23 protein-coding genes and 1 other RNA gene are annotated in these 21,623 nt (G+C 65.1%); 12 read left to right on the top strand and 12 right to left on the bottom strand.

Translation table 11 applies throughout. From position 1 onward, the window contains the following. Nucleotides 1-17: 17 nt before the first annotated feature. From AO057_RS17045 to AO057_RS17015, 9 genes are all read left to right on the top strand, one after another. The gene (locus AO057_RS17045; protein WP_057677068.1) at nucleotides 18-1,343 is read left to right on the top strand and encodes a M16 family metallopeptidase; all 1,326 of its coding nucleotides are present in this window, start codon (nucleotides 18-20) and stop codon (nucleotides 1,341-1,343) included. 43 nt (nucleotides 1,344-1,386) lie between these two features. Further along, nucleotides 1,387-1,677 (top strand): type II toxin-antitoxin system RelE/ParE family toxin, encoded by a 291-nt coding sequence (locus AO057_RS17040; RefSeq protein ID WP_057677067.1) that lies wholly within the window; start codon nucleotides 1,387-1,389, stop codon nucleotides 1,675-1,677. A 12-nt stretch (nucleotides 1,678-1,689) separates the two neighbouring features. Continuing rightward, nucleotides 1,690-1,989 carry an addiction module antidote protein gene (locus tag AO057_RS17035; protein WP_057677066.1) on the top strand — a complete coding sequence of 100 codons (300 nt, stop codon included), beginning with the start codon at nucleotides 1,690-1,692 and terminating at the stop codon, nucleotides 1,987-1,989. Continuing rightward, nucleotides 1,989-2,639 carry a 16S rRNA (guanine(966)-N(2))-methyltransferase RsmD gene (rsmD, locus tag AO057_RS17030; protein WP_057677065.1) on the top strand — a complete coding sequence of 217 codons (651 nt, stop codon included), beginning with the start codon at nucleotides 1,989-1,991 and terminating at the stop codon, nucleotides 2,637-2,639. Before AO057_RS17035 ends, rsmD begins: the two co-directional genes overlap by 1 nt. A gap of 314 nt (nucleotides 2,640-2,953) precedes the next feature. Then, on the top strand, nucleotides 2,954-3,208 hold the full coding sequence (locus AO057_RS17955) for a hypothetical protein (protein WP_156404603.1): 255 nt from the start codon (nucleotides 2,954-2,956) through the stop codon (nucleotides 3,206-3,208). A 147-nt stretch (nucleotides 3,209-3,355) separates the two neighbouring features. Continuing rightward, on the top strand, nucleotides 3,356-3,793 hold the full coding sequence (locus tag AO057_RS18530; protein WP_082605608.1) for a lysozyme inhibitor LprI family protein: 438 nt from the start codon (nucleotides 3,356-3,358) through the stop codon (nucleotides 3,791-3,793). A gap of 348 nt (nucleotides 3,794-4,141) precedes the next feature. Continuing rightward, nucleotides 4,142-4,531, top strand: a complete 390-nt coding sequence (locus AO057_RS17025; RefSeq protein WP_057677064.1) for a DUF488 domain-containing protein — start codon at nucleotides 4,142-4,144, stop codon at nucleotides 4,529-4,531. Next, nucleotides 4,528-4,719 carry a hypothetical protein gene (locus AO057_RS17020; protein WP_057677063.1) on the top strand — a complete coding sequence of 64 codons (192 nt, stop codon included), beginning with the start codon at nucleotides 4,528-4,530 and terminating at the stop codon, nucleotides 4,717-4,719. Before AO057_RS17025 ends, AO057_RS17020 begins: the two co-directional genes overlap by 4 nt. Before the next feature lie 58 nt (nucleotides 4,720-4,777). Beyond that, nucleotides 4,778-5,755 (top strand): alpha/beta fold hydrolase, encoded by a 978-nt coding sequence (locus AO057_RS17015; RefSeq protein WP_057677062.1) that lies wholly within the window; start codon nucleotides 4,778-4,780, stop codon nucleotides 5,753-5,755. A 9-nt stretch (nucleotides 5,756-5,764) separates the two neighbouring features. On the opposite strand, the gene ald is transcribed toward AO057_RS17015, so the two are convergent. The 11 genes from ald to AO057_RS16960 all read right to left on the bottom strand — a co-directional run bounded on the left by ald (nucleotide 5,765) and on the right by AO057_RS16960 (nucleotide 16,825). Next, a complete protein-coding gene (gene ald / locus AO057_RS17010) occupies nucleotides 5,765-6,880 on the bottom strand; it encodes an alanine dehydrogenase (RefSeq protein ID WP_057677061.1) in 1,116 nt (371 codons plus the stop codon). Nucleotides 6,881-6,944: 64 nt separating this feature from the next. After that, on the bottom strand, nucleotides 6,945-8,156 hold the full coding sequence (locus tag AO057_RS17005) for a peptidoglycan DD-metalloendopeptidase family protein (protein WP_168163381.1): 1,212 nt from the start codon (nucleotides 8,154-8,156) through the stop codon (nucleotides 6,945-6,947). 126 nt (nucleotides 8,157-8,282) lie between these two features. Then, nucleotides 8,283-9,122 (bottom strand): pantoate--beta-alanine ligase, encoded by an 840-nt coding sequence (panC, locus tag AO057_RS17000; RefSeq protein WP_057677059.1) that lies wholly within the window; start codon nucleotides 9,120-9,122, stop codon nucleotides 8,283-8,285. 10 nt (nucleotides 9,123-9,132) lie between these two features. Continuing rightward, the gene (gene panB, locus AO057_RS16995) at nucleotides 9,133-10,023 is read right to left on the bottom strand and encodes a 3-methyl-2-oxobutanoate hydroxymethyltransferase (RefSeq protein WP_057677058.1); all 891 of its coding nucleotides are present in this window, start codon (nucleotides 10,021-10,023) and stop codon (nucleotides 9,133-9,135) included. A gap of 28 nt (nucleotides 10,024-10,051) precedes the next feature. Next, nucleotides 10,052-11,074, bottom strand: coding sequence for a biotin synthase BioB (gene bioB / locus AO057_RS16990; protein WP_082605606.1), 1,023 nt, complete (start codon nucleotides 11,072-11,074; stop codon nucleotides 10,052-10,054). A 15-nt stretch (nucleotides 11,075-11,089) separates the two neighbouring features. Beyond that, the gene (gene panD / locus AO057_RS16985; RefSeq protein WP_057677057.1) at nucleotides 11,090-11,515 is read right to left on the bottom strand and encodes an aspartate 1-decarboxylase; all 426 of its coding nucleotides are present in this window, start codon (nucleotides 11,513-11,515) and stop codon (nucleotides 11,090-11,092) included. A 13-nt stretch (nucleotides 11,516-11,528) separates the two neighbouring features. Continuing rightward, nucleotides 11,529-13,121 carry an L-aspartate oxidase gene (nadB, locus tag AO057_RS16980; RefSeq protein ID WP_057677056.1) on the bottom strand — a complete coding sequence of 531 codons (1,593 nt, stop codon included), beginning with the start codon at nucleotides 13,119-13,121 and terminating at the stop codon, nucleotides 11,529-11,531. 28 nt (nucleotides 13,122-13,149) lie between these two features. After that, nucleotides 13,150-14,007, bottom strand: coding sequence for a segregation and condensation protein A (locus tag AO057_RS16975; RefSeq protein ID WP_057677055.1), 858 nt, complete (start codon nucleotides 14,005-14,007; stop codon nucleotides 13,150-13,152). 31 nt (nucleotides 14,008-14,038) lie between these two features. Further along, entirely contained in the window at nucleotides 14,039-14,248 is a 210-nt protein-coding gene (locus tag AO057_RS16970) for a DUF3460 family protein (protein ID WP_057677054.1), read from the bottom strand. 77 nt (nucleotides 14,249-14,325) lie between these two features. Next, a complete protein-coding gene (locus AO057_RS16965) occupies nucleotides 14,326-16,008 on the bottom strand; it encodes a SulP family inorganic anion transporter (RefSeq protein WP_057677053.1) in 1,683 nt (560 codons plus the stop codon). Between the two features lie 43 nt (nucleotides 16,009-16,051). Then, the gene (locus AO057_RS16960) at nucleotides 16,052-16,825 is read right to left on the bottom strand and encodes a YoaK family protein (protein ID WP_057677052.1); all 774 of its coding nucleotides are present in this window, start codon (nucleotides 16,823-16,825) and stop codon (nucleotides 16,052-16,054) included. Nucleotides 16,826-17,098: 273 nt separating this feature from the next. Between AO057_RS16960 and AO057_RS16955 the strand changes: the two genes are divergently transcribed. From AO057_RS16955 to AO057_RS17950, 3 genes are all read left to right on the top strand, one after another. Continuing rightward, nucleotides 17,099-18,235, top strand: a complete 1,137-nt coding sequence (locus tag AO057_RS16955; RefSeq protein WP_156404602.1) for a GGDEF domain-containing protein — start codon at nucleotides 17,099-17,101, stop codon at nucleotides 18,233-18,235. A gap of 61 nt (nucleotides 18,236-18,296) precedes the next feature. Next, a non-coding RNA gene (locus AO057_RS17625) (sX9 sRNA) lies at nucleotides 18,297-18,371 on the top strand. A 100-nt stretch (nucleotides 18,372-18,471) separates the two neighbouring features. Beyond that, complete coding sequence (locus AO057_RS17950) at nucleotides 18,472-19,347, top strand: hypothetical protein (RefSeq protein ID WP_156404601.1); 876 nt, start codon at nucleotides 18,472-18,474, stop codon at nucleotides 19,345-19,347. A 188-nt stretch (nucleotides 19,348-19,535) separates the two neighbouring features. Here the strand turns inward: AO057_RS17950 and metG are convergent, their stop codons facing one another. Continuing rightward, nucleotides 19,536-21,602, bottom strand: coding sequence for a methionine--tRNA ligase (gene metG / locus AO057_RS16950; RefSeq protein WP_057677050.1), 2,067 nt, complete (start codon nucleotides 21,600-21,602; stop codon nucleotides 19,536-19,538). Nucleotides 21,603-21,623: the final 21 nt, after the last annotated feature.

The following is a 21,623-nucleotide window of genomic DNA, read 5'->3' as shown; positions in this document are numbered from 1 at the left end:
CGGCCATGAAAGTCAAGATGATTGCTATCAAAAACGTAGCTTGTGCCTTGCTCTTCGGTCTGGCCGGTCTGGCCCAGGCCGGCATCCCCATCCAGCACTGGACCCAGGCCAGCGGCGCCGGCGTCTGGCTGGTGGAGAGCCCGACCGTGCCCATGGTGGACGTGCGCATCGAGTTCGACGCCGGCGGCCGCCGCGACCCGGCCGCCCAGGCCGGCCTGACGGGGGCGAGCGTGGGCTTGATGAGCAAGGGCATCCGCGCGAAAGGAAATGATCCGGCGCTGGACGAGAACGCCCTGGGCGAGGCCTGGGCCGACCTCGGCGCGTCCTTCGGCGGCAGCGATGGCGGCGACCGCGTGAGCTTCTCCCTGCGCTCGCTGACCTACCCCGACCTGCTGGCCCGCGCTGCCGCCCTGGCGGCACGCCAGCTGGCCGAACCCGCCTACCCCGAAGCCGTGTGGACGCGTGAGCGCGAGCGCACGGTGGCCGCACTGCGCGAAGCCAACACCCGCCCGGCCACCATCGCCGGCCGCACCTTCAACCAGGCCGTGTACGGCAACCATCCCTATGGCCACGACACCAACGAGCAGACCCTGGCGCGCATCAGCGTGGCCGATATGCAGGCCTGGCACGCGCGTTACCTCAAGCCCTGCCGCGCCAGGGTGAGCATCGTGGGCGCCGTCACGCGCGCGCAGGCCGACGCACTGGTTACGCAGTTGCTCGCGCGCCTGCCCGCGGCTGCCTGCGAAGCGCTGCCCCCGGTGGCCGAGGTGCAGCCGCTGAGCGCCGCGGTGGAAAAGCACATCCCCTTCGATTCTGCGCAGGCCCATGTGCTGATCGGCCAGCCCGGCTTCAAACGCGACGACCCGGATTTCTTCACCCTGACCGTGGGCAACTACATCCTGGGGGGCGGCGGCTTCGTCTCGCGCCTCACGGAAGAGGTGCGGGAGAAGCGCGGTCTGAGCTACAGCGTCTACAGCTACTTCGCTCCCGGCCTGCACGCCGGCGCCTTCACCATCGGCCTGCAGACGCGGCCCGACCAGGCCGCGCAGGCCGTGCAGGTGGCGCGCGAGGTGCTGCGCCGTTTCGTGGCCGACGGCCCCACAGAAGCCGAGCTGAAAGCCGCCAAGGACAACCTGGTGGGCGGCTTCGCCCTGCGCATCGACAACAACCGCAAGCTGCTGGACAACGTGGCCAACATCGCCGCCCACGGCCTGCCGCTCGATTACCTGGACACCTGGACCCAGCAGGTGGCCAAGGTGACGGTGGCCGACATCCGCGCGGCCTTCGCGCGCAAGCTGCAGCCGGACCGGATGGTGACGGTGGTGGTCGGCGGTCAGCCTTGAACGGCCTTGACGGTGTGTATCCCAAAATATACAATCCTGTTCCGTGAAGACCATCCACACCACCGAGGTCTTCGATGCGTGGTTCGCCGGCCTGAAGGACCGGCAGGCCGCGCGCCGGGTGCAGGTGCGCATCGACCGGGCCGAAGACGGCAACTTCGGCGATTGCGCGCCCGTGGGCGAAGGAGTCTCGGAAATGCGCATACACCATGGACCGGGTTACCGCGTGTATTTCACCCAGCGCGGTGTGGAGCTGGTGATCCTGCTGGCCGGTGGCGACAAGTCCACGCAGGCCGCTGACATCAAGACCGCGCTGGCACTGGCGCGGCAACTTTAGGAGCATCGATTCATGGCCAGCCTCAAACTGCGCAAATGGGACAGCGCCGAACACCTCAAGACCGACGAAGACATGGTCGACTATCTGCAGGCCTGTCTGGACGAGGCTGGCGATGACGCGGCTTTCATCGCCAAGGCCCTGGGCACCATCGCCCGTGCCAAAGGCATGACGCAACTGGCGCACGACACCGGTCTGGGCCGCGAGAGCCTGTACAAGGCACTCTCCGGCGAGGGCAATCCCAGCTTTGCCACCATCCTTAAAGTCATGTCGGCGCTCGGTATCAAGCTGCACGCAGAAACGGCGCATTCCTGATGCGGGCCGCCTCCAAGACTGCCGCGCCTTCCGCTCGCGCTGCGACTGCCAAATCCCCAGCCGCGAAAAAAACCGCGGGTCGCCCGCTCACGGGCCAACCTGCCGGCGAGGTGCGCATCATCGGTGGCCAGTGGAAACGCAGCAAGCTGCCCGTGGCCGACAAACCCGGCCTGCGCCCCACACCCGACCGCGTGCGAGAAACCCTCTTCAACTGGTTGGGCCAGGACCTCACGGGCTGGCGCTGCTTGGACGTCTTCGCCGGCACCGGCGCTCTCGGTTTCGAAGCCGCCTCGCGCGGTGCCAAGGAAGTGACGCTGGTGGAGCAGGACAGCACCCTGGTGGCGCAACTCCGCAAGAGCAAGGAGCAACTGCAGGCGGGCGCCGTGCAGGTGCAGCGCGGCGAAGGCATCGCGGCGCTGAAGGCTTGGCCGGCCGCCAGTGCCGACCTGGTCTTCCTCGATCCGCCCTTTGACGCGAACCTGTTCGAGCCGGCCTTGCAGGCTGCCGCGCGCGCCTTGGCGCCAGAGGGCTACATCTATCTTGAAGCGCCGAGTGCCTGGAACGAAGAGCAGCTGGCGCCGCTGGGGCTAACGCTGTACCGGCATCTGAAGGCCGGTGCGGTGCACGCGCATCTGCTGCAACGCAGCTGAAGCTGCATTCCTTTTAGCCTGCTTGCGGGGTTGGTCGGATCTGTTCATGCGCCCGCAGCAGCAGATCCACGAAAACACCGAATGAAATCAAGAACTTGCAGTGCCGCTGACGCCGCAGGCTCCGTGGCGCTGCCATGTTATTCCGCGGTTTTGCCGGGTTTCACGGTTTGTTAATGGCTTGCCGGCTGCCTGCCCGCATGGATAATGCTCTTGCAAAACAAGCACTTAGCTGCATCAGGGGATGCGCACACGATGAACACTCGGCCATGTTATTCCGCACTTTTGCGGTCTATATCTAGTTAGAGGGCATTGTCATGACTCCCGAAGAAGAACTCATAGCCGTCGGTGAAATCGCCGCAAAGGCGCTGGCGCACATGGTCGCAACGTTGCCGACTTTTCAGGGGCCTGACGGACACACATATTCCATTCGCGTTGTGAATCGGCCGGAGATCTCTGGAAAAAACTGGATGTTGGTTGCCGATGTTGTATTGCCAGATCAAACGAGAACAATTGAGTTTTCAATTGTTCAAACCGGTTGGGGTGGCTTCGTTCCAGGAGCGTCCAAATGACGGCTATGTGGGTCCCTTTAGTTGAATTGTTTCCCTCCAGCCTGGCGATGTTGCTATCGGCAATGCGCTCTAACATTTCGCGGCACGCGGACCGCCTCCAGCGCTTCGCGCTTGCGGCGTCCAGTGCGCTCCGACGTTAGGTGTCACATGTCAGTTTCCGACGTTTTGCGAGCCGCAGTGTTCTTGATATCGGTCAGTCTCAGTGCCGGTGTGTTGGCGGCCGGAGAGCCGCTCGCTTTCCCACCGGAGTTGTTGCGTGACATTCGAGACGCACCGATTCCGGTTAGGGTGTGTCCCGAGGCTACAGCTGTTCAGTGCGCAAGCGAGTTCTATAAGCTTGCGGACGATCAATTGAACGTTGTTTATAGCGCCGCAAGGAAGCAGTTGAAGTCGCATGGTCAATTGCATGAAGAACAGAATCTCGTCAGAGCACAGCGTGCTTGGATTCAGTTCAGAGATGCTCATTGCACGTACGCTGGCGAAAAAATGGCCCAAGGGACTGGCTTAAATTCGTTTCATGCGATTGCGTGCATGGAGGTTGAGACTATTCGGCGCACATATTACTTGCAGCCGCATTCGCGATAGGGGCAATGACACCTAACCTTTCATATATGGACTCCCCCTCAAGCGCAAGAAACTGATCGAGTGGGGACCATTGGGTAAAGCGCCTGCAGTCGTATATCCGGCATCTGAGGTGGGATCTGTGTAGTCCCGTGCCGACATGGAATCTGCGTCACCGGTGCGCCAATCAATACAAGCGGCTGCTGAACATCTGCAGTAGCCAGGGCCGCCTTCTCGCTTTGTGCATGTCGAGGGTCCCCAGGCTTGCCGGCGCGACGAAGGTCTGCACGACGACTCACTGCAACTCCATCCTGCGGTTGATCGAATGCCTGCGCTGTACCTGTTGCAAGGAATCATGGAAGGAGCCAAGTCATGACCGTCCACATCGTCCGCCTAGGCAACCCGCGCTTGCCCGATGAAGGCACACGCATCGGCACGGTGCGCCGCCCGCCACGGGGTGTGCCCAAGGCCGAGTTCGCGCGCCAGAACTGGTACGACGTCTGGTTCCCCAATCTGGCACCCAGCGTGGAGACCATGAAGCTGGGGCAGGAGGCCGAGACCCCTGCGCAGTGGAAGGCCTTCACCCAGCGTTACCGCAAGGAGATGGCCGCACCCGAGGCCAGCCACGCGCTGAGCCTGCTGGCCACGCTCTCGCAGCAGAGCCATTTCTCGGTGGGCTGTTATTGCGAGGACGAGGCGCACTGCCACCGCTCGGTGCTGCGCGAGCTGCTGGCTGAACACGGCGCGCGGGTGGCACCATGAGCGCACGCGCCGACGCGATCTTCAAGACCGTGCTGCAGATCGTGGCCATCGCGCTGCTGGTGCTGATCATCGGCATCATCCTGCACAAGGGCTATGGGGATGTGTCGCGCCTGGCCAGCGAGCACTCGGGGGCTGATTTCTGGCGGGCGCTGGCGCGGCATATCTTCAAGAACCTGTCCGGTGCTTGACAGCGGGGAGGGCGCGCGGGGGCTAGACTGCCCCCAGCCCACTACCTCGACACTCCCCATGAAACTCATCCTGCGCATCCTGGCTTACATCGTCCTGGCCTTCGCCCTGCTGGTGGGGGCCTTCATCGCCTGGTCCTGGGCGCCGGATATTCCTGTGGAGCAACTCAAGGCCCGCTGGGCCCCGCCGCCTTCGCAGTTCATCGATGTGGACAGCCTGCAGGTGCATGTGCGCGACGAAGGCCCGCGTGCAGACCCGCTGCCCATCGTGCTGGTGCACGGCACTTCGGCGAGCCTGCACACCTGGGAGGGTTGGGCCAGCGAGTTGAAGAAGACGCGTCGTGTGATCCGCTTCGACCTGCCGGGTTTCGGCCTGACCGGGCCGAACGCCAACAACGACTACACGCGGGACGTCTACGTGCGTTTCGTCGGCGCGCTGATGGACAAGCTGGGCGTGCAGCGTTTTGTCATCGGCGGCAATTCCCTGGGCGGCGATGTGGCCTGGACGGTGGCCCATGCCCACCCGCAACGCGTGGACCGACTGATTCTGGTGGACTCGGCGGGTTACCCCATCGCATCCCGGTCGGTGCCGCTGGGTTTCCGCATCGCCGGCACACCGGCGCTGCGCAGCATCATGGCCAACATCCTGCCGCCGGGTCTGATGGCGCATTCGATACGCAATGTCTATGGCGATCCCTCGCGCGTCCAACCCGAGCTGGTCGCCCTGTACACCGACATGGCGCGACGCACGGGCAACCGGCAGGCGCTGGGCGCGGCGCTGCAACAGCGCCTGGCCCAGATGGACTCGGGGCGCGAGCGGGACATCAAGACCCTGAAGCTGCCCACGCTCATCCTCTGGGGCGGGCAGGACCGGCTGATCCCGCCGGCCTATGCGCAGCGTTTTGCGGCCGACATCGCTGGCGCCAAGCTGGTGATGTTCGAGCAACTAGGCCACGTGCCGCAGGAGGAAGACCCGGCGGCCACGCTGGTTCCGGTGCGCACGTTCCTGCAGGAAGCTGCTGCCGGCGGCAAGCCCTGAGGAGGGGGCTCAGCCCAGCAACTGTTCGGCCGGCACGCAGGCCAGGCCCAACGCCTGGGCCACGGCGGCGTGCGTGAGCTGGCCCCGGGCCACGTTCAGGCCGTGGCGCAGGTGCGGGTCGGCCCGCATGGCCTGCTGCCAGCCCTGCTTCGCCAGGGCCAGCGCATGCGGCAGCGTGGCGTTGTTGAGCGCGAAGGTGGAGGTGCGCGCCACATTGCCCGGCATATTCGCCACGCAGTAGTGCACCACGCCGTCCACCAGGTAGGTCGGCTCGGCGTGTGTGGTGGGGTGTGAGGTCTCGAAGCAGCCGCCCTGGTCGATGGCCACGTCCACGACCACCGAGCCCTTTTTCATGCGGCTCACCAGCGCCCGACTCACCAGCTTCGGTGCGGATGCACCAGCCACCAGCGCGCTGCCGATGACGAGGTCGGCGTCCAGCACGGCCTGTTCGATGTTGTGCGTGCTGGCCAGCAGGGTGTGGATGCGGTTGCCGTACTGGTGGTCCAGCGCGCGCAGCTTGTCCACGCTGCGGTTGAGCACGGTGACACGCGCGCCCATACCCACGGCGATCTGCACGGCGTTGGCGCCCACCGTGCCGGCCCCGAGGATCACCACGTGCGCCGCCGCCACGCCCGGCACGCCGCCCAGCAGCACGCCCATGCCGCCCTGCGACTTCTCCAGCCAGTGGGCGCCGACTTGCACCGCCATGCGTCCGGCCACCTCGCTCATGGGGGCCAGCAGGGGCAGGGTGTGGCCCGGGCCGGTGATGGTCTCGTAGGCGATGCAGATCGCGCCGGTCTTGATGAGGGCGGCAGCCAGCGCCGGGTCCGGCGCCAGGTGCAGGTAGGTGTAGAGGATCTGCTCCGGGCGCAGCAGGGCCACTTCGGAAGGCTGCGGCTCCTTGACCTTGACGATCATCTCCGCCTGCGCAAACACCGTGGCGGCGTCGGGGGCCAGCGTGGCGCCGGCGGCGCGGTAGTCCGCGTCGGCGAGGCCGATGGCCGCCCCGGCGCCGCTCTGCACCAGCACGCTGTGCCCGTGCGCGCACAGCTCGCGCACGCTGGCCGGCGTCAGGCCGACGCGGTATTCGTGGTTCTTGATTTCTTTTGGGACGCCGATCTGCATGATGCGGCTTATTTGCTTTTCGATACGCGCTCGAAGCAACTGTGTTTGATGCAAGTCAGCAGGATCATTGTCGCGCACAGGTGTAGGGCCATATCAATTTTGTATCAGCCGGTTGCGTCGTCCCGTCAATGAACATGACCGGTATGGAGACGAATTTTTCTCCTTCGGGCAATGCGCTCAGCGATCTTGAATCATAGGGAAGGCCATTGCGGTACATGGCGTTGGGATCCATCCATTGGCTTTCGACGGGGATGATCACACCATCTTCTTCGGCGAATTCGCGTCGAAGGCTGAACCAGGCCGCAAAGTGGATCGCTGGTCTTCTATGTGTGCTTTCGGCTTTTGAAGACGCATCGATACCGGTGCTGCCAGTCAATCCAATGACCTCGCCTCTTCGCACGCGCTGCCCAACCACATGAACCGGCATTTCAGACAGGTGTGCGTATTGGGTGTATATCCAGAAGGGGCGGCCCGTGTCTTCGGGGCTGTGGCGCAGGACGATTTCGATGCCGCGCTGAGAATTCTTGCCTGGGAATTTACCAACGACCGTACCAGCGGCGACTGCGAGGATCGGGGTTCCCTGCGGTGCAGGGATGTCCATTCCACCGTGAACCACGGTGGCACTGTTCCGCTTGTGCGAGTAACTCATCGCATAGTAATCATCAATGCCGAGGCAGTTGGCATGTTTCGGGAACATGGGGCCGATTCCTGTCTCCCGAAGCCCCCGATCGGCTGATGCCACCACGCCGCATCTCGGTTCGCGTGTAACGCTGCAATAGGTTTCGCTGTCCAGCTTTGACACTGCAACCCGGTCGGTTTGTACGGAACTGTCCATTTCAGGCGTCGCGCCCGGCACAATGGGTTGCAGTAGCTTGCCTCGTCGCCCCGCAAAATAGATGCGGCTCATTTCATCTTCCGAGAGGTAGCCATCCCCATCTTTGTCGAGCGATTCAAAGTTGCCACGCCGCCGCCACTCACCCAGGCTGATTTTTCCGTCGTTATCCTCATCGATATGGTCGAAGTCCCTGGAGGCGCGTTTCATTTGTTTCATTCCGATCCGGCCGCGATTGCCTGGACCGGCGGCTTTATCCTCTTCGGCAGATCTTGTCTGCGCCTGCACATTCAGTGGCGCAGACACGGCGAACGCAAGTAAAAGGATGGCGCACAGGAAGATGTGCAAGAACCAGGGAGATGAACCCTGGCTTCGCCCAGGGGCGCGTGTAGCCTCGGCATGACTGTTGCCGAAGACCATCAAAGAACCTTCGAGACGATGCATGCCATATCCCTTGCCGTAGTGCCGGCGATTATAGGGACGAGGCAAACTCAAAGCCGTTTTTTCGAACAGGACAAGCCGCACGCTTGCATCCCGGCTTTCACACATCCTGTGCCGAAAGCTCGATGCTCACACCTCGAAATTGTCAATGAGCCGGGTGGTGCCCAGGCGGGCGGCGCCTAGGACGACGAGGGTGTCGGGGTGAACCAGATCGCTGGCCTGCGGTGGCTGCAGGTCGTGGCGGCGGCGCACGGTCAGGTAGTCGGGTTTCCAGTGGCGGTCGGCCAGGGTGTGCATGGCATGCTGTTCGATGGCGGCGATGTTGTGTTCGCCCGCGCGCAGCATCGCGATCATGCTCTTGAGGGTGCGCGAGAGCTGCACGGCCTCGGCGCGTTCCGATGCGCTCAGGTAGCCGTTGCGCGAGGACAGGGCCAGGCCGTCCTCGGCGCGCAGCGTCGCCCCGGTCACGATCTCGATGGGCAGGGCCAGCTGGGCCACCATGCGGCGGATCACCATCTGCTGCTGGTAGTCCTTGGCGCCGAACAGGGCCACGCGCGGCTGCACGATGTTGAAGAGCTTGAGCACCACGGTGCACACGCCGGTGAAGAAGCCGGGGCGGAAGTGGCCTTCCAGGATGTCGGCGAGTTCCGTGGGCGGTGTCACCTTGTAGCCCTGCGGCTCGGGGTAGAGCTCGGCCTCGCTGGGGGCGAAGACCACGTCGCAGCCGGCGGCTTCGAGCTTGGCGCAATCGGCCTCCAGCGTGCGCGGGTAGGTGCCGAAGTCCTCGTGCGGCAGGAACTGCAGGCGGTTCACGAAGATGCTGACCACCGTGACATCGCCCAGGGGCTTGGCCTGCTTGACCAGGGCGATGTGGCCCTCGTGCAGGTTGCCCATGGTGGGCACGAAGGCCGGGCGCTTGAAATTGGCGAGGTGCGCGCGCAGCTCAGTGATGGTGTGGATGACTTTCATCGCTGCGTCTTCACCAGGCGTGTTGTGCGTTCACGGGGAAGGTGCCTTCCTTCACAGCTTTGACATAGGCCTCCATGGCGCCGCGCACACTGCCGGCATCGGCCATGAAGTTGTGCACGAACTTGGCCATCTTGCCCAGGTTCATGCCCAGCATGTCGTGCAGCACCAGCACCTGGCCCGCGCAGTCCACACCGGCGCCGATGCCGATGGTGGCGCAGTGGGGCATGGCCTTCGTGATGTCGGCCGAGAGGGCCGCAGGCACCATCTCCAGCACCAGCAGGCTGGCGCCGGCGTCCTGCAACTCCAGCGCGTGGCGCTTGAGCGTGGCGGCGGCTTCGTCGCCGCGGCCCTGCACACGGTAACCGCCCAGGGCGTGCACGGTCTGCGGTGTCAGGCCCAGGTGGGCGCAGACGGGAATGCCGCGTTCCACCAGGAAGCGCACGATCTCGGCCGTCCAGCCGCCGCCTTCGATCTTGACCATGTGGGCGCCGGCCTGCATGAGCACGGCGGCGTTGCGGAAGGCCTGTTCCTTCGATTCATGGAAGGTGCCGTAGGGCATGTCGCCGATGATCCAGGCCGTGCCCTGCACACGGCGCACGCCGCGCGTGACGCTCTCCACGTGGTAGCGCATGGTCTCCAGCGACACGCCCACGGTGCTGCTCAGGCCCTGGCAGACCATGCCCAGCGAGTCGCCGATCAGGATGCACTCCACGCCGGCCGCGTCGGCCGTGGCCGCGAAGGTGGCGTCGTAGGCCGTGAGCATGGTGATCTTCTCGCCGCGCGCATGCATTTCCAGCAGGCGCGGCAGGCTGATGGGCTTGCGTGTGGCCGGCGCCGAGGCCGGCGGCAGGGTGCCGTAGGGGGAGGCGCCGCTGTTGGGGGTGGAGGTCGGGTCGCTCACGGTGGTCTCCAGAAGTCGCGGGGTGGGGTCAGGTCTTGCCGGGCGGCTGCTGGGCCGGGCTCATGCCCAGGCGCTGCAGCAGCTGCACGTCGGCCTCGGTGTCCGGATTGCCGGTCACCAGCAGCTTGTCGCCGTAGAAGATGGAATTGGCGCCGGCCAGGAAACAAAGTGCCTGGATGGCCTCGCCCATCTGCTGGCGGCCGGCCGACAGGCGCACGCGTGCCTTGGGCATGGTGATGCGGGCCACGGCGATCATGCGCACGAACTCGAAGGGATCGAGCGGGGCCTGGTTCGCCAGGGGCGTGCCTTCCACGCGCACCAGGTTGTTGATGGGCACGGATTCGGGATAGGGGTTGAGGTTGGCCAGCTCGGCGATCAGGCCGGCGCGCTGGCGGTGGTTCTCGCCCATGCCGACGATGCCGCCGGAGCAGACCTTGACACCGGCGCCGCGCACGCGCGCCAGCGTGTCCAGGCGGTCCTGGTAGACGCGTGTGGTGATGATGTCGCCGTAGAAATCAGGCGCGGTGTCCAGGTTGTGGTTGTAGAAGTCCAGGCCGGCCTCGGCCAACTGCTCGGCGTGGCCTTCGTTGAGCATGCCCAGGGTGGCGCAGGTCTCCAGGCCCAGGTCCTTCACGCCGCGCACCAGCTCGGCCACCTTTTCGATGTCGCGGTCCTTGGGCTCGCGCCAGGCCGCGCCCATGCAGAAGCGTGTGGCGCCGGCGTCCTTGGCGCGCTGGGCGGCGAACAGCACTTCCTCCAGCTCCATGAGCTTGGAGGCTTTCACGCCGGTCTCGAAAGAGGCCGATTGCGGGCAGTAGCCGCAGTCTTCGGAGCAGCCGCCGGTCTTGACGGACAGCAGGGTGGCGAATTCGACCTGCGTCGGGTCGAAGTGCTCGCGGTGCACGGTCTGCGCGCGGAACAGCAGCTCGGGGAAGGGCAGCTTGAAGAGGGCCTCGATGGCGTCCACGCTCCAGCGTTCGGCCTTGGATGCCGTGGGCGCGGCCGCCTTGGGGCGGTGCAGGGTGATGGTTTGTTCGGTGGTCATGCTCATGTCGGACTCCTTGCTTCAGGCGCTGTCGCCGCCGTGGTGATCGGCGTGCACAGGTACATGCGAGGCTTCCTGCACCGGGATGTGGCTGCGTTCTTCCTTGATGCGGTTCTGGTCATTGACGAAGACCAGCTTGGGTTCGAAGCCCTTGCACTGTGCTTCCGGCACCTGGGCGAAGGCCGCGATGATCAGCAGGTCGCCCACGGCGGCGGGGCGCGGGGCGGAGCCGTTGACGGAGATGATGCCCGAGCCGCGTTCGCCGCGGATGGCGTAGGTGATGAAACGTTCGCCGTTGTTGATGTTCCAGATGTGAACCTGTTCGTTCTCCATCATGTTGGCGGCTTCCAGCAGGTTCTCGTCGATGGCGCAGGAGCCTTCGTAGTGCAGCTCGCAGTCGGTGACGGTGGCGCGGTGGATCTTGGATTTGAGCAGGGTACGGTACATGGCGGCAATCTCCTCAGTGCGCGGGCGGCACCAGGATGGTGGGTTGGGCAGTGGCGTCGGTCTGCGGGTAATCGCGGCTGAAATGCAGGCCGCGGCTCTCATGGCGCGATTGTGCGCTGCGCACGATCAGGTCGGCAACCTGGACCAGGTTGCGCAGTTCCAGCAGGTCGCGCGTGACGTGGAAGCTGGCGTAGTACTCCTGGATCTCCGAGCGCAGCAGCTCGATGCGGTGGGCGGCGCGCTCCAGGCGCTTGTTGGTGCGTACTATGCCCACGTAGTCCCACATGAAACGGCGCAGCTCGTCCCAGTTGTGCGAGATCACCACGGCCTCGTCGGCGTCGGTCACGCGGCTGTCGTCCCAGGCCGGCAGGGGGGGCACGGCGGCGGCTTGTTCCTGGCTGATGGCCTGGGCCGCGGCACGCGCGTAGACCATGCACTCCACCAGCGAGTTGCTGGCCAGGCGGTTGGCGCCGTGCAGGCCGGTGTAGGCGGTCTCGCCCACGGCGTACAGGCCGGGCAGATCGGTGCGGCCGTCCAGGTCCGTCACCACGCCGCCGCAGGTGTAGTGCGCGGCCGGCACCACGGGGATGGGTTGTTTCGCCATGTCGATGCCCAGTTCCAGGCAGCGCGCGTAGATGTTGGGGAAATGCTCCAGCAGGAATTCCTTGGGCTGGTGCGAGATGTCGAGGTAGACACAGTCCAGGCCGTGCTTTTTCATCTCGAAGTCGATCGCTCGGGCCACCACGTCGCGCGGGGCGAGCTCCTCGCGCGCGTCATGCGCGGGCATGAAGCGGGTGCCTCCCGCCGATGCCGGCAGCAGGAGTTTGCCGCCTTCACCGCGAACCGCTTCGCTGATGAGGAAGGACTTGGCCTGCGGGTGGTACAGGCAGGTGGGATGGAACTGGATGAATTCCATATTGCCCACGCGGCAGCCGGCGCGCCAGGCCGCGGCAATGCCGTCGCCGGTGGCGGTGTCGGGGTTGGTGGTGTAGACGTAGACCTTGCCCGCGCCGCCCGTGGCCAGGATGGTGTGCGGCGCGCTGAAGGTGTCCACCACGTCGGTGGCCTCGTTCAGCGCGTACAGGCCCAGGCAGCGCTGGCCGCTCAGGCCGAGCTTGGGCGCGGTGATCAGGTCCACCAGCATGTGGTGTTCGAACAGGGTGATGTTGGGGGTGGCGCGCACCCGGGCCATCAGCGTGTCCTGCACGGCCGCGCCGGTGGCGTCGGTCACGTGCACGATGCGGCGTTCGCTGTGGCCACCCTCGCGCGTGAGGTGCAGGTGGCCGTGCTCCTGCGAGAAGGGCACGCCCAGGCCTTGCAGCCAGCGGATGCTCTCGGGGGCGTTTTCCACGACGAAGCGCGTGGCCGCCGGGTCGCACAGGCCGGCGCCGGCCACCAGGGTGTCCTGCACGTGCGAGGCCAGCGTGTCGCCTTCGCCCATGACGGCGGCGATGCCACCCTGGGCCCAGCGGCTGGAGCCGTCGTTGAGTTCGCGTTTGGTGATCACCGCCACGCGGTGCGTGGCCGCCAGGTGCAGGGCGGCGCTCAGGCCCGCCAGGCCGCTGCCGACGATGAGGACGTCAAAGGAGTGGGAGGCCGGCGACACGGGTGTTCAGAGGGGGTGAAAGGGGATATCAGGCGGGCGAATACGCCAGCCGCACGTAGATGGGGGCGAAGACCTCGGCCTGGGTGATGTCGATCAGGCTTTCCTTGGCCAGCTCCAGCAGGGCGATGAAGGTCACCACCAGCACGGGCACGCCCTTGGCGGGGTCGAACAGGTTCTCGAATTCGACGAACTTCTGGCCCTGCAGCTGGCGCAGCACGATGCTCATGTGCTCGCGCACCGAGAGCTCCTCGCGCGAGATCTTGTGGTGCTGCACGAGCCGGGCGCGCTTGAGGATGTCGGCCCAGGCTTCCTGCAGGTCCACCACGTGGACGTCGGGAAAACGCGGTTGCAGCGACTGCTCGATATAGACCTGCGCCTTCAGGAAGTCGCGGCCGTACTGCGGGTGGTTGCCCAGGCCGGCGGCAACCAGCTTGATCTGCTCGTATTCCAGCAGGCGGCGCACGAGTTCGGCGCGCGGGTCTTCGGCCTCCTCGCCTTCGGCCGCCTTCTTGGGCGGCAGCAGCATGCGCGACTTGATCTCGATCAGCATGGCCGCCATCAGCAGGTATTCGGCCGCCAGTTCCAGATTGCGGTCGCGGACCTGGTCCACGTAGGTCAGGTACTGGCGCGTGACCGCCGCCATGGGGATGTCGAGGATGTTGAAGTTCTGCTTGCGGATCAGGTAGAGCAGCAGGTCCAGCGGGCCTTCGAAGGCTTCGAGAAAGACCTCCAGCGCATCCGGCGGGATGTACAGGTCCTGCGGCATCGTGAACAGCGGCTCGCCATACAGGCGTGCCACGGCCACGTGGTCCACCACCTGGGGCATGGCCGCGGCGTGCGGGGCCTCGGCGGCTTGCCGGCCGGCGCTGTCGTGGGAGTCGCTCATCGCGTGTCTTGTGGCGGGCGTGGCCCGGCGATCACTTGGTGCCGCTGGTCTGGTAGACGTAGGGCTGCTGCTGCACGCGGGCGGACCGGTAGCCCTCCTGCGCCTGGCGGTCCACGGACGTGTCCCACAGCAGTTCGCGGCCCTGGCGCTGGCGGGCTTCCAGGTCGGGCTTCTCGGTCTTGAGCTGGTTCAGAAACAAGGTGGCGTCGGACTGGTAGTCAGGGCGGCGGAAGAGATGCATGGGGCTAAACCTTCTGGTGGGACCGGAACGCAACAGGAACCGGCCATTTTAGCCACTCGGAGCCGGCGCCCCCGGGTTCAGGACGCTGAAGCTGCCGCGAGCCCCCGGCTCAGGTCTGGACAGACATCGGACGCCGGCAGCGCAGCCAGCAGGCCGCTGCGCCGGGCGATGTCCAGCGGCTGGTGCTGCAGGCCGCAGAGGATCAGGCGCACGCCGTGTTTCTGGCAGCCGCGTGCCAGGTCCAGCAGGGTGTCGGCGCCCGAGGAATCCACGTAGATCAGGTTCTTGAGGTCCAGCACCAGGGCCCGGGCGGGCAACTGCTGCTCCATGTCCTCCACCAGCTTGACGGCGCCGAAGAAAAGGGCGCCGTAGAGCCGCCAGGCCCGCACCTGCCCGTCCTGGCCGGCCAGCAGGGGCTGGTCCTGCGCGCTGACGGCCTCGGCGCGGGTCAGGCTGGAGATGCGGTAGATGAAGGTCAGGCAGGCGGCGATCAGGCCCACCTCCACGGCCACCGTCAGGTCCACGATCACGGTCAGGCCAAAAACGGCCAGCAGGGTGATGCGGTAGGGCAGGCGGTACTGGCGCAACTGCACGAATTCGCGCCATTCGCCCATGTTCCAGGCCACGTAGACCAGGATGGCGGCCAGGGCCGCCAGGGGGATGTGCCGGGCCAGCGGGGCGGCCACCAGCACGACCGCCAGCAGGGTCAGCGCGTGCACCATGCCCGCCACCGGGCTGAAGGCGCCGCTTTTGGCGTTGGTGACGGTGCGCGCGATGGTGCCGGTGGCGGGCATGCCGCCGAAGAAGGGCGTGACGAAGTTGGCGATACCCTGGGCCATCAGTTCCTGGTTGGGGTCGTGGCGGTCTTCGGTCAGGCCGTCGGCGATGCGTGCGCACAGCAGGGATTCGATGGCGCCCAGCAGGGCCAGCGTGAGCGCCGGCATCAGCAGGAAGCGCACGGTGCTCCAGCTGAATTCGGGCCAGACAAAGGCCGGCAGGCTGGCCGGGATGCCGCCGAAGCGGCTGCCTATGGTCTCCACCGGCAGGTCCAGCAGCAGGCTGGCGGCGGTGGCTGCCGCCAGCGCCACGATGGTGCCGGGCACGACGCTGAGCTTGCCCGAGAAAGGCAGTTTTTGCGGGCCCAGGCGCGGCATGGCCTGCTGCCAGGCGATCAGCAGGGCCAGCGTGCCCAGCGCCAGGGCCAGGGCCGCCGGGTTCAGGGTGTGCAGCGCACCGCCCAGGGCCTGCAGCATGGCGAAGAAGCTGGCCGGCATGCTGGCCAGTTCCAGGCCCAGGAAATCCCGGACCTGCGACAGCATGATGAGCACGGCGATGCCGTTGGTGAAACCGATCACTACGGCGATGGGGATGAAGCGGATCAGCGTGCCCAGGCGGAACAGGCCCATGAGGAAGAGCAGCACGCCCGACATGGCGGTGGCGATGATCAGGTTGGCCAGGCCGTAGCGCTCCAGGATGCCGTAGACGATGACGATGAAGGCGCCGGCCGGCCCGCCGATCTGGACGCGGCTGCCGCCCAGGGCGGAGATCAGGAAGCCGGCAATGATGGCGGTGAACAGCCCGGCCTCGGGCTTGAGGCCGGAGGCGATGGCAAAGGCCATGGCCAGCGGCAGGGCCACCACCCCGACCGTGAGGCCGGCGCCCAGGTCCCGGCTGAAGTGGGCCCGCGTGTAGCCGGGCAGCGTGTCCAGCAGCTTGGGGCGGAAAGCGGCCAGTGTGCGGGCGGATTCGGCAGCGGGCATGGCGAATCAGTGTACGCCTGGCCTGTCGGTCCTCGCCGTTTTCTTAGCCGGGTGTCGCGGGCGGCGCCAGCCGGCCGTTGCGCAGGTCATACAGCAGCGGGCCCGAAACCAGCAGGCCGAGCAACACCGCCAGCGGCACGGTGGTGACGTAACCCCAGAGCTTGAAGCCCAGCGCGCCCAGCACGCCGCCGGCAAAGAAGGCGGCGACCAGCGAAAGGTGGATGCGCAGCTTGCGCCGGTTCGCCTGCACCTTGACCGGGGCGGGCGAGCGGTTGAAATAGATCAGCTTGCCCAGTTCGATGCCGATGTCGGTCACCAGGCCGGTCACGTGGGTGGTGCGGATCTCGGCGTTGGAGACCTTGGTGATCACCGCGTTCTGCAGGCCCATGATGTAACAGAGCAGCAGCACGGTCAGCGGCGCGAACAGCTCGGCGTGCAGGTTGATGGCCGCCCCGAACAGGCCGAACACCAGCAACAGCGCGGTCTCCAGGGCCAGCGGCCGGGCAAAGGCGCTGCGCAGCTGGCGCCTTTGGCCCCAGTTGACCATCAGGGCGGTGGTCATGGCGCCGCCCACGAAGGCGGCGATGGCCGCCAGGCTGGCCGCCACCAGGGCGAACTGGCCCAGCACCAGGTGGTCGGCCACCGCCGACAGCAGCCCCGTCATGTGCGAGGTGTACTGGCCCACGGCCAGGAAACCGCCGGCGTTGGTGGCCCCGGCGATGAAACTCAGGCAGATGCCCAGCCGCAGGTTGGCGAGCGGGGAACGGTGGACATCGGTCCACCAGTGGGGGTGGGAGGGCGGCCGGGGGCTGGGCATGTGTCCAGTTTAGCGGCAGCATCCGCTCCGCCCTTTCGCCTGGCGGGATGGAATGTGTTGCCCTATGACCCTTTTGGGGGATAGGCAGATCACGGCGGCTTGCCTAAAGTTCAGGGGCTGCTGTCACAGCCATCAGGCAAAAGGGAAAAGGGGCACACCGGCAAGAGGAGCGCCGGTGTGCCCCCTTTTTTCTGCCTGCTCAGGCAGGCAGGCCCGCTCGACTCCTCCATTCCATCAGGTTCTCCGTTGATGCATCTGGCAGATTTCGTAGGCATGAAGAGCCATCGCTGGCTGACGGTGCTGGGCGTGTTTGTGCTCCTGGTGGCGATCGGCCTGAGCGGCGGCCTGGTCCTGCTGGCCCCATCCGGCCTGCCGACCGCCCTGGCGGCCGTGCTGGGCGGGGTGCTGGTGTCGGGCCTGCTGCTGCTGGGCCGCGCGGTCGTGCGCCATGTGCTCAACGACGAATACGAGCGCCAATCCCTGGAAATGAGCCACCAGTGCCTGCAGGAAGCCATCGAGGCGCTGCCCCTGGGCGTGGCCATCTATGACCAGCATGACCGGCTGGTGCTCTTCAACCCCTCGGCGGCCGAGATGGCGCCCTACCGCTATGGTGGCGAGCTGATCGGCCAGACTTTCGAATCCATGATCCGCCGTGCGCTGGAGAACGGCGCCATCCCCGAGGCCCTGGGCCGCGAGGAAGACTGGTTGCGCGAGCGCCTGGCCGGCCGTGGCCAACTCAACCGGCCGCTCCTGCGTTCGCGCTCCGACGGGCGCTGGATGCACCTGTACGAAATCAGCACGCCCTCGGGTTGCCTGGTGATGGCGCGCCTGGACGTGACCGAGCTGGTGCAAAAGAGCATGGCGCTGGAGCGCAGCAACCAGCAGCTGGAGCTGCTGTCGGCCACCGACGGCCTGACCGGCCTGGCCAATCGCCGCCAGTTCGACCAGCACCTTTTTTCGGAGTGGCAGCGCAGCATGCGCAGCAGTCAGCCGATTTCCCTGCTGCTGCTCGATATCGACCACTTCAAGCGCTACAACGACCGCTACGGGCATCTGGCCGGTGACGCCTGCCTGCGCCAGGTGGCCGGCATCCTCTACGACTGCGCCCAGCGCTCGGGTGAACTGGTGGCGCGCTACGGTGGCGAGGAGTTCGCCCTGCTGCTGCCCGGGGCCGATGCCGAAGCGGCCATGACGGTGGCGCAGCGCTGCATGGACGAGATCGCCCGGGCCTGCATTGCGCACGAGGACTCACCCGTGGCGGAATACCTGACGGTGAGCATCGGCGTGGCCACCGTGGTGGCCGTGCAGGACCTGGTGGCCGAGAGCCTGGTGCGTTGCGCCGACGAGGCGCTGTACCGGGTCAAGAGCAATGGGCGGGCGCATTACATCGTCGCCCCCTGCCCCGCCTGAAACTTGCGAATAAACCTACTGCGCAGCCCTGATGCTGCGTTGGGCGGTGCTCGGAATCCTCACGTACAGGAAGTACGTTCCGGTTCCTGCGCTCCGTCCGCCTTGCCTGAGGGCTGCTCGCTACGGTTTCTTCGCAAGTTTTGCTTTGACCGACGGGTTTGTTAACCTGCCCGCATGTCTGGTTTGCCTTCACGGCGGTGTGGCTAGCGGCGTCAAAATGGCAGCTGGGAGCATTTATGAAAGCACTGATACCGCTATTCGTCTACGCATTGCTGTCCGGCCTAATCGGATTGCTGATTTGCACTTGGCTACTGTGGAGATCAAAGCGCCCGCAAGCCGCTGTCATGGCCGCACTTGTTTTCTTTGGCGGTCCTCCTGCTTTGTACGGGTATGTGCATTTCAGAGACAAGCGTGCTCAAAGCACCTATGAAGAGGATGTCGCATACCTAAAAGAGCTTTGTGCCAAGCATAGTGGCGACAAGATTTACCGGACTGTGGACGACGTTCAGGGGGTGTTCCAGATGAAGGCACGCAACCCTGATGGAGATTTTCAATGGGCGGATCAGTATGGGATGGTGGAGCCGTGGGCGTTAGCGTTTGGTGATCGAGACACAAGTGCATTAGAGCTGGGGCTTCATGGAAAAGGGTACTGGTTTATCGAGCAGCAGCCGATTTTCGGGCAAGGTGATGGCCCTCCATTTCGTAGAAAAATATGGGTGGATTCAGGTATGAAAGTGCGAGACAAATATCCATATGGAGAACATCTGGACGAACCGTTGCTAACGGCCAACCAGTTCTCCGTCAACAGTCTGCACAGTCGTTACGGTTACACCACCGAAGACCTTACTACCCCTGAACTTCGTAAGCGCTGGATTGGCGGCGGCAGGTTGAGAATCATTGACTTGAAAACCAAAGAAATTCTCGCAGAGCGAACGGACTTCTATCGCGCAACAGGACCGCAAGTCAAGATGGCGTGGGCTGCTGGAATACCTTGCCCTGCTGGGCCTCCACGCTTGGTAAACGCAAGCACACAGGGCTTCATCATGGTTGTGCTGAAACCACCTCGTTCGCTTCCAACAAGACAACAGCTCTTACAACTAAATGGGAAGTGAACATGGCAAAAATAAAATACAAACAGGTCAGGCAAAAGCGTCAGGTTTTGCCTTTTTCCTCAGGCCACCAAACTGACAAGTGCGTTGCCATGCCGCGACCTTTGAGGCAGGAGTTCACGGTGTACGGTATCACTGTCGGCGCGCGGAGATAACCACCCCCTCTAGCCCAGTTCAGCGAACGAAGTGCCTTAGCGCACCCGCATGCCCGGCTGCGCGCCCGGCCAGGGGTTGAGCACGTAGATGCCGGGTTCGGCTTTCTCATCGGCGTGGCTGGCGGCGAGCACCATGCCTTCGCTGATGCCAAACTTCATCTTGCGCGGGGCCAGGTTGGCCACCATCACGGTGAGCTTGCCCACCAGGTCTTCGGGTTTGTAGGCGGAAGCAATGCCGGAGAAGACGTTGCGGGTTTTGCCTTCGCCCACGTCCAGCGTGAGGCGCAGCAGCTTGGTGGAGCCTTCGACCGGCTCGCAGTTGACGATCTTGGCGATGCGCAGGTCGATCTTGGCGAAGTCGTCGATGCTGATCGTCGGTGCGAGCTCTTCCCCGCCGGGCAGCACTTTCTCGGGCTCGGGTGCGGCGGGTGCTTCAAACAGCGCTTCCAGCTGCTTGATGTCCACTCGCTGCATCAGGTGCTTGTACTCGCCGATGACGTGGCCGGCGCCCAGCGTGCGCGACGCGTCGCTCCACATCAGGGGCTGGACCTGGAGGAAGGCCTCGACCTGCGTGGCCAGCGCCGGCAGCACCGGCTTGAGGTAAATCGTCAGCAGGCGGAAGGCTTCGATGCAGACGGTGCAGACATCGTGCAGGTGGCTGTCCATGCCCTCCTGCTTGGCCAGCTCCCAGGGTTTGTTCTGGTCCACGTAGGCGTTGACGCGGTCGGCCAGCAGCATGATCTCGCGCAGGGCCTTGCCGTATTCACGCTCGGCATACAGCTCGGCCAGGTTGGCGGCGCCGTCGCGCAGGTGCTGCAGCAGGGCGTCACCGTCACCCGAGATGTCGCTGCCCAGCTTGCCGCCGAAACGTTTGCTCAGGAAACCGGCTGCGCGCGAGGCGATGTTGATGTACTTGCCCACGAGGTCGCTGTTGGCGCGCGCCATGAAGTCATCGGCGTTGAAGTCGATGTCTTCATTGCGCCCGCTGAGCTTGGCGGCCAGGTAATAACGCAGCCACTCGGGGTTCATGCCCAGGGCCAGGTACTTGAGCGGGTCCAGGCCGGTGCCGCGGCTCTTGCTCATCTTCTCGCCGTTGTTCACGGTGAGGAAGCCGTGAACGAAGACCTTGTCCGGCGTCTTGCGGCCGCTGAACTTCAGCATGGCGGGCCAGAACAGGGTGTGGAAGGTGACGATGTCCTTGCCGATGAAGTGGTACTGCTCCAGCGCCGGGTCGGCCATGTAGGCCTCGTAACTCTGGCCGCGTTTGTCCAGCAGGTTCTTGAGCGAGGCGAGGTAGCCCACGGGCGCGTCCAGCCACACGTAGAAGTATTTGCCCGGCGCGCCGGGGATTTCGATGCCGAAGTAGGGCGCGTCGCGCGAGATGTCCCAGTCGCCCAGGCCTTCGCTGGTGCTGCCGTCCGGGTTGGTGCGCACGGTGAACCATTCCCTGACCTTGTTGGCCACTTCGGGCTGCAGCCGGCCGTCCTGCGTCCACTCTTCGAGGAAGGCCACGCAGCGCGGATCAGACAGCTTGAAGAAGAAGTGCTCGGAGCTTTTGAGCACCGGCTTGGCGCCCGACAGGGCCGAGTAGGGGTTCTTCAGATCAGTGGGGGCGTAGACGGCGCCGCAGACCTCGCAGTTGTCGCCGTACTGGTCCTTCGCACCGCACTTGGGGCACTCACCCTTGATGAAACGGTCCGGCAGGAACATGTTCTTTTCAGGGTCGAAGAACTGCTCGACCACCTGGCTGGCGATCAGGCCGTTGGCCTTGAGGTCCAGGTAGATCTGCTGTGCCAGCTGGTGGTTCTCGGGGCTGTCGGTCGAGCTCCAGTTGTCGAACTGGATGTGAAAGCCGTTGAGGTACTGCGCGCGGCCGGCGGCGATGTCGGCCACGAACTGCTGCGGTGTCTTGCCGGCCTTTTCGGCGGCGATCATGATGGGCGCGCCGTGGGTGTCGTCGGCCCCGACGAAGTTCACCTCATGGCCCAGCATGCGCTGCAGCCGCACCCAGATATCGGCCTGGATGTACTCCATGATGTGGCCGATGTGGAAGTTGCCGTTGGCGTAGGGCAGGGCGGTGGTGACGAAGAGTTTGCGGGGCATGGGGTTCTTCCGGAGGGAACC

The sequence above is a fragment of the Curvibacter sp. PAE-UM genome (assembly GCF_001432305.1).
Taxonomy (GTDB): Bacteria; Pseudomonadota; Gammaproteobacteria; order Burkholderiales; family Burkholderiaceae_C; genus Hylemonella.
Note: the sequence above shows the minus strand (reverse complement) of the source record. Positions and strands in the feature narration are given on the sequence as shown.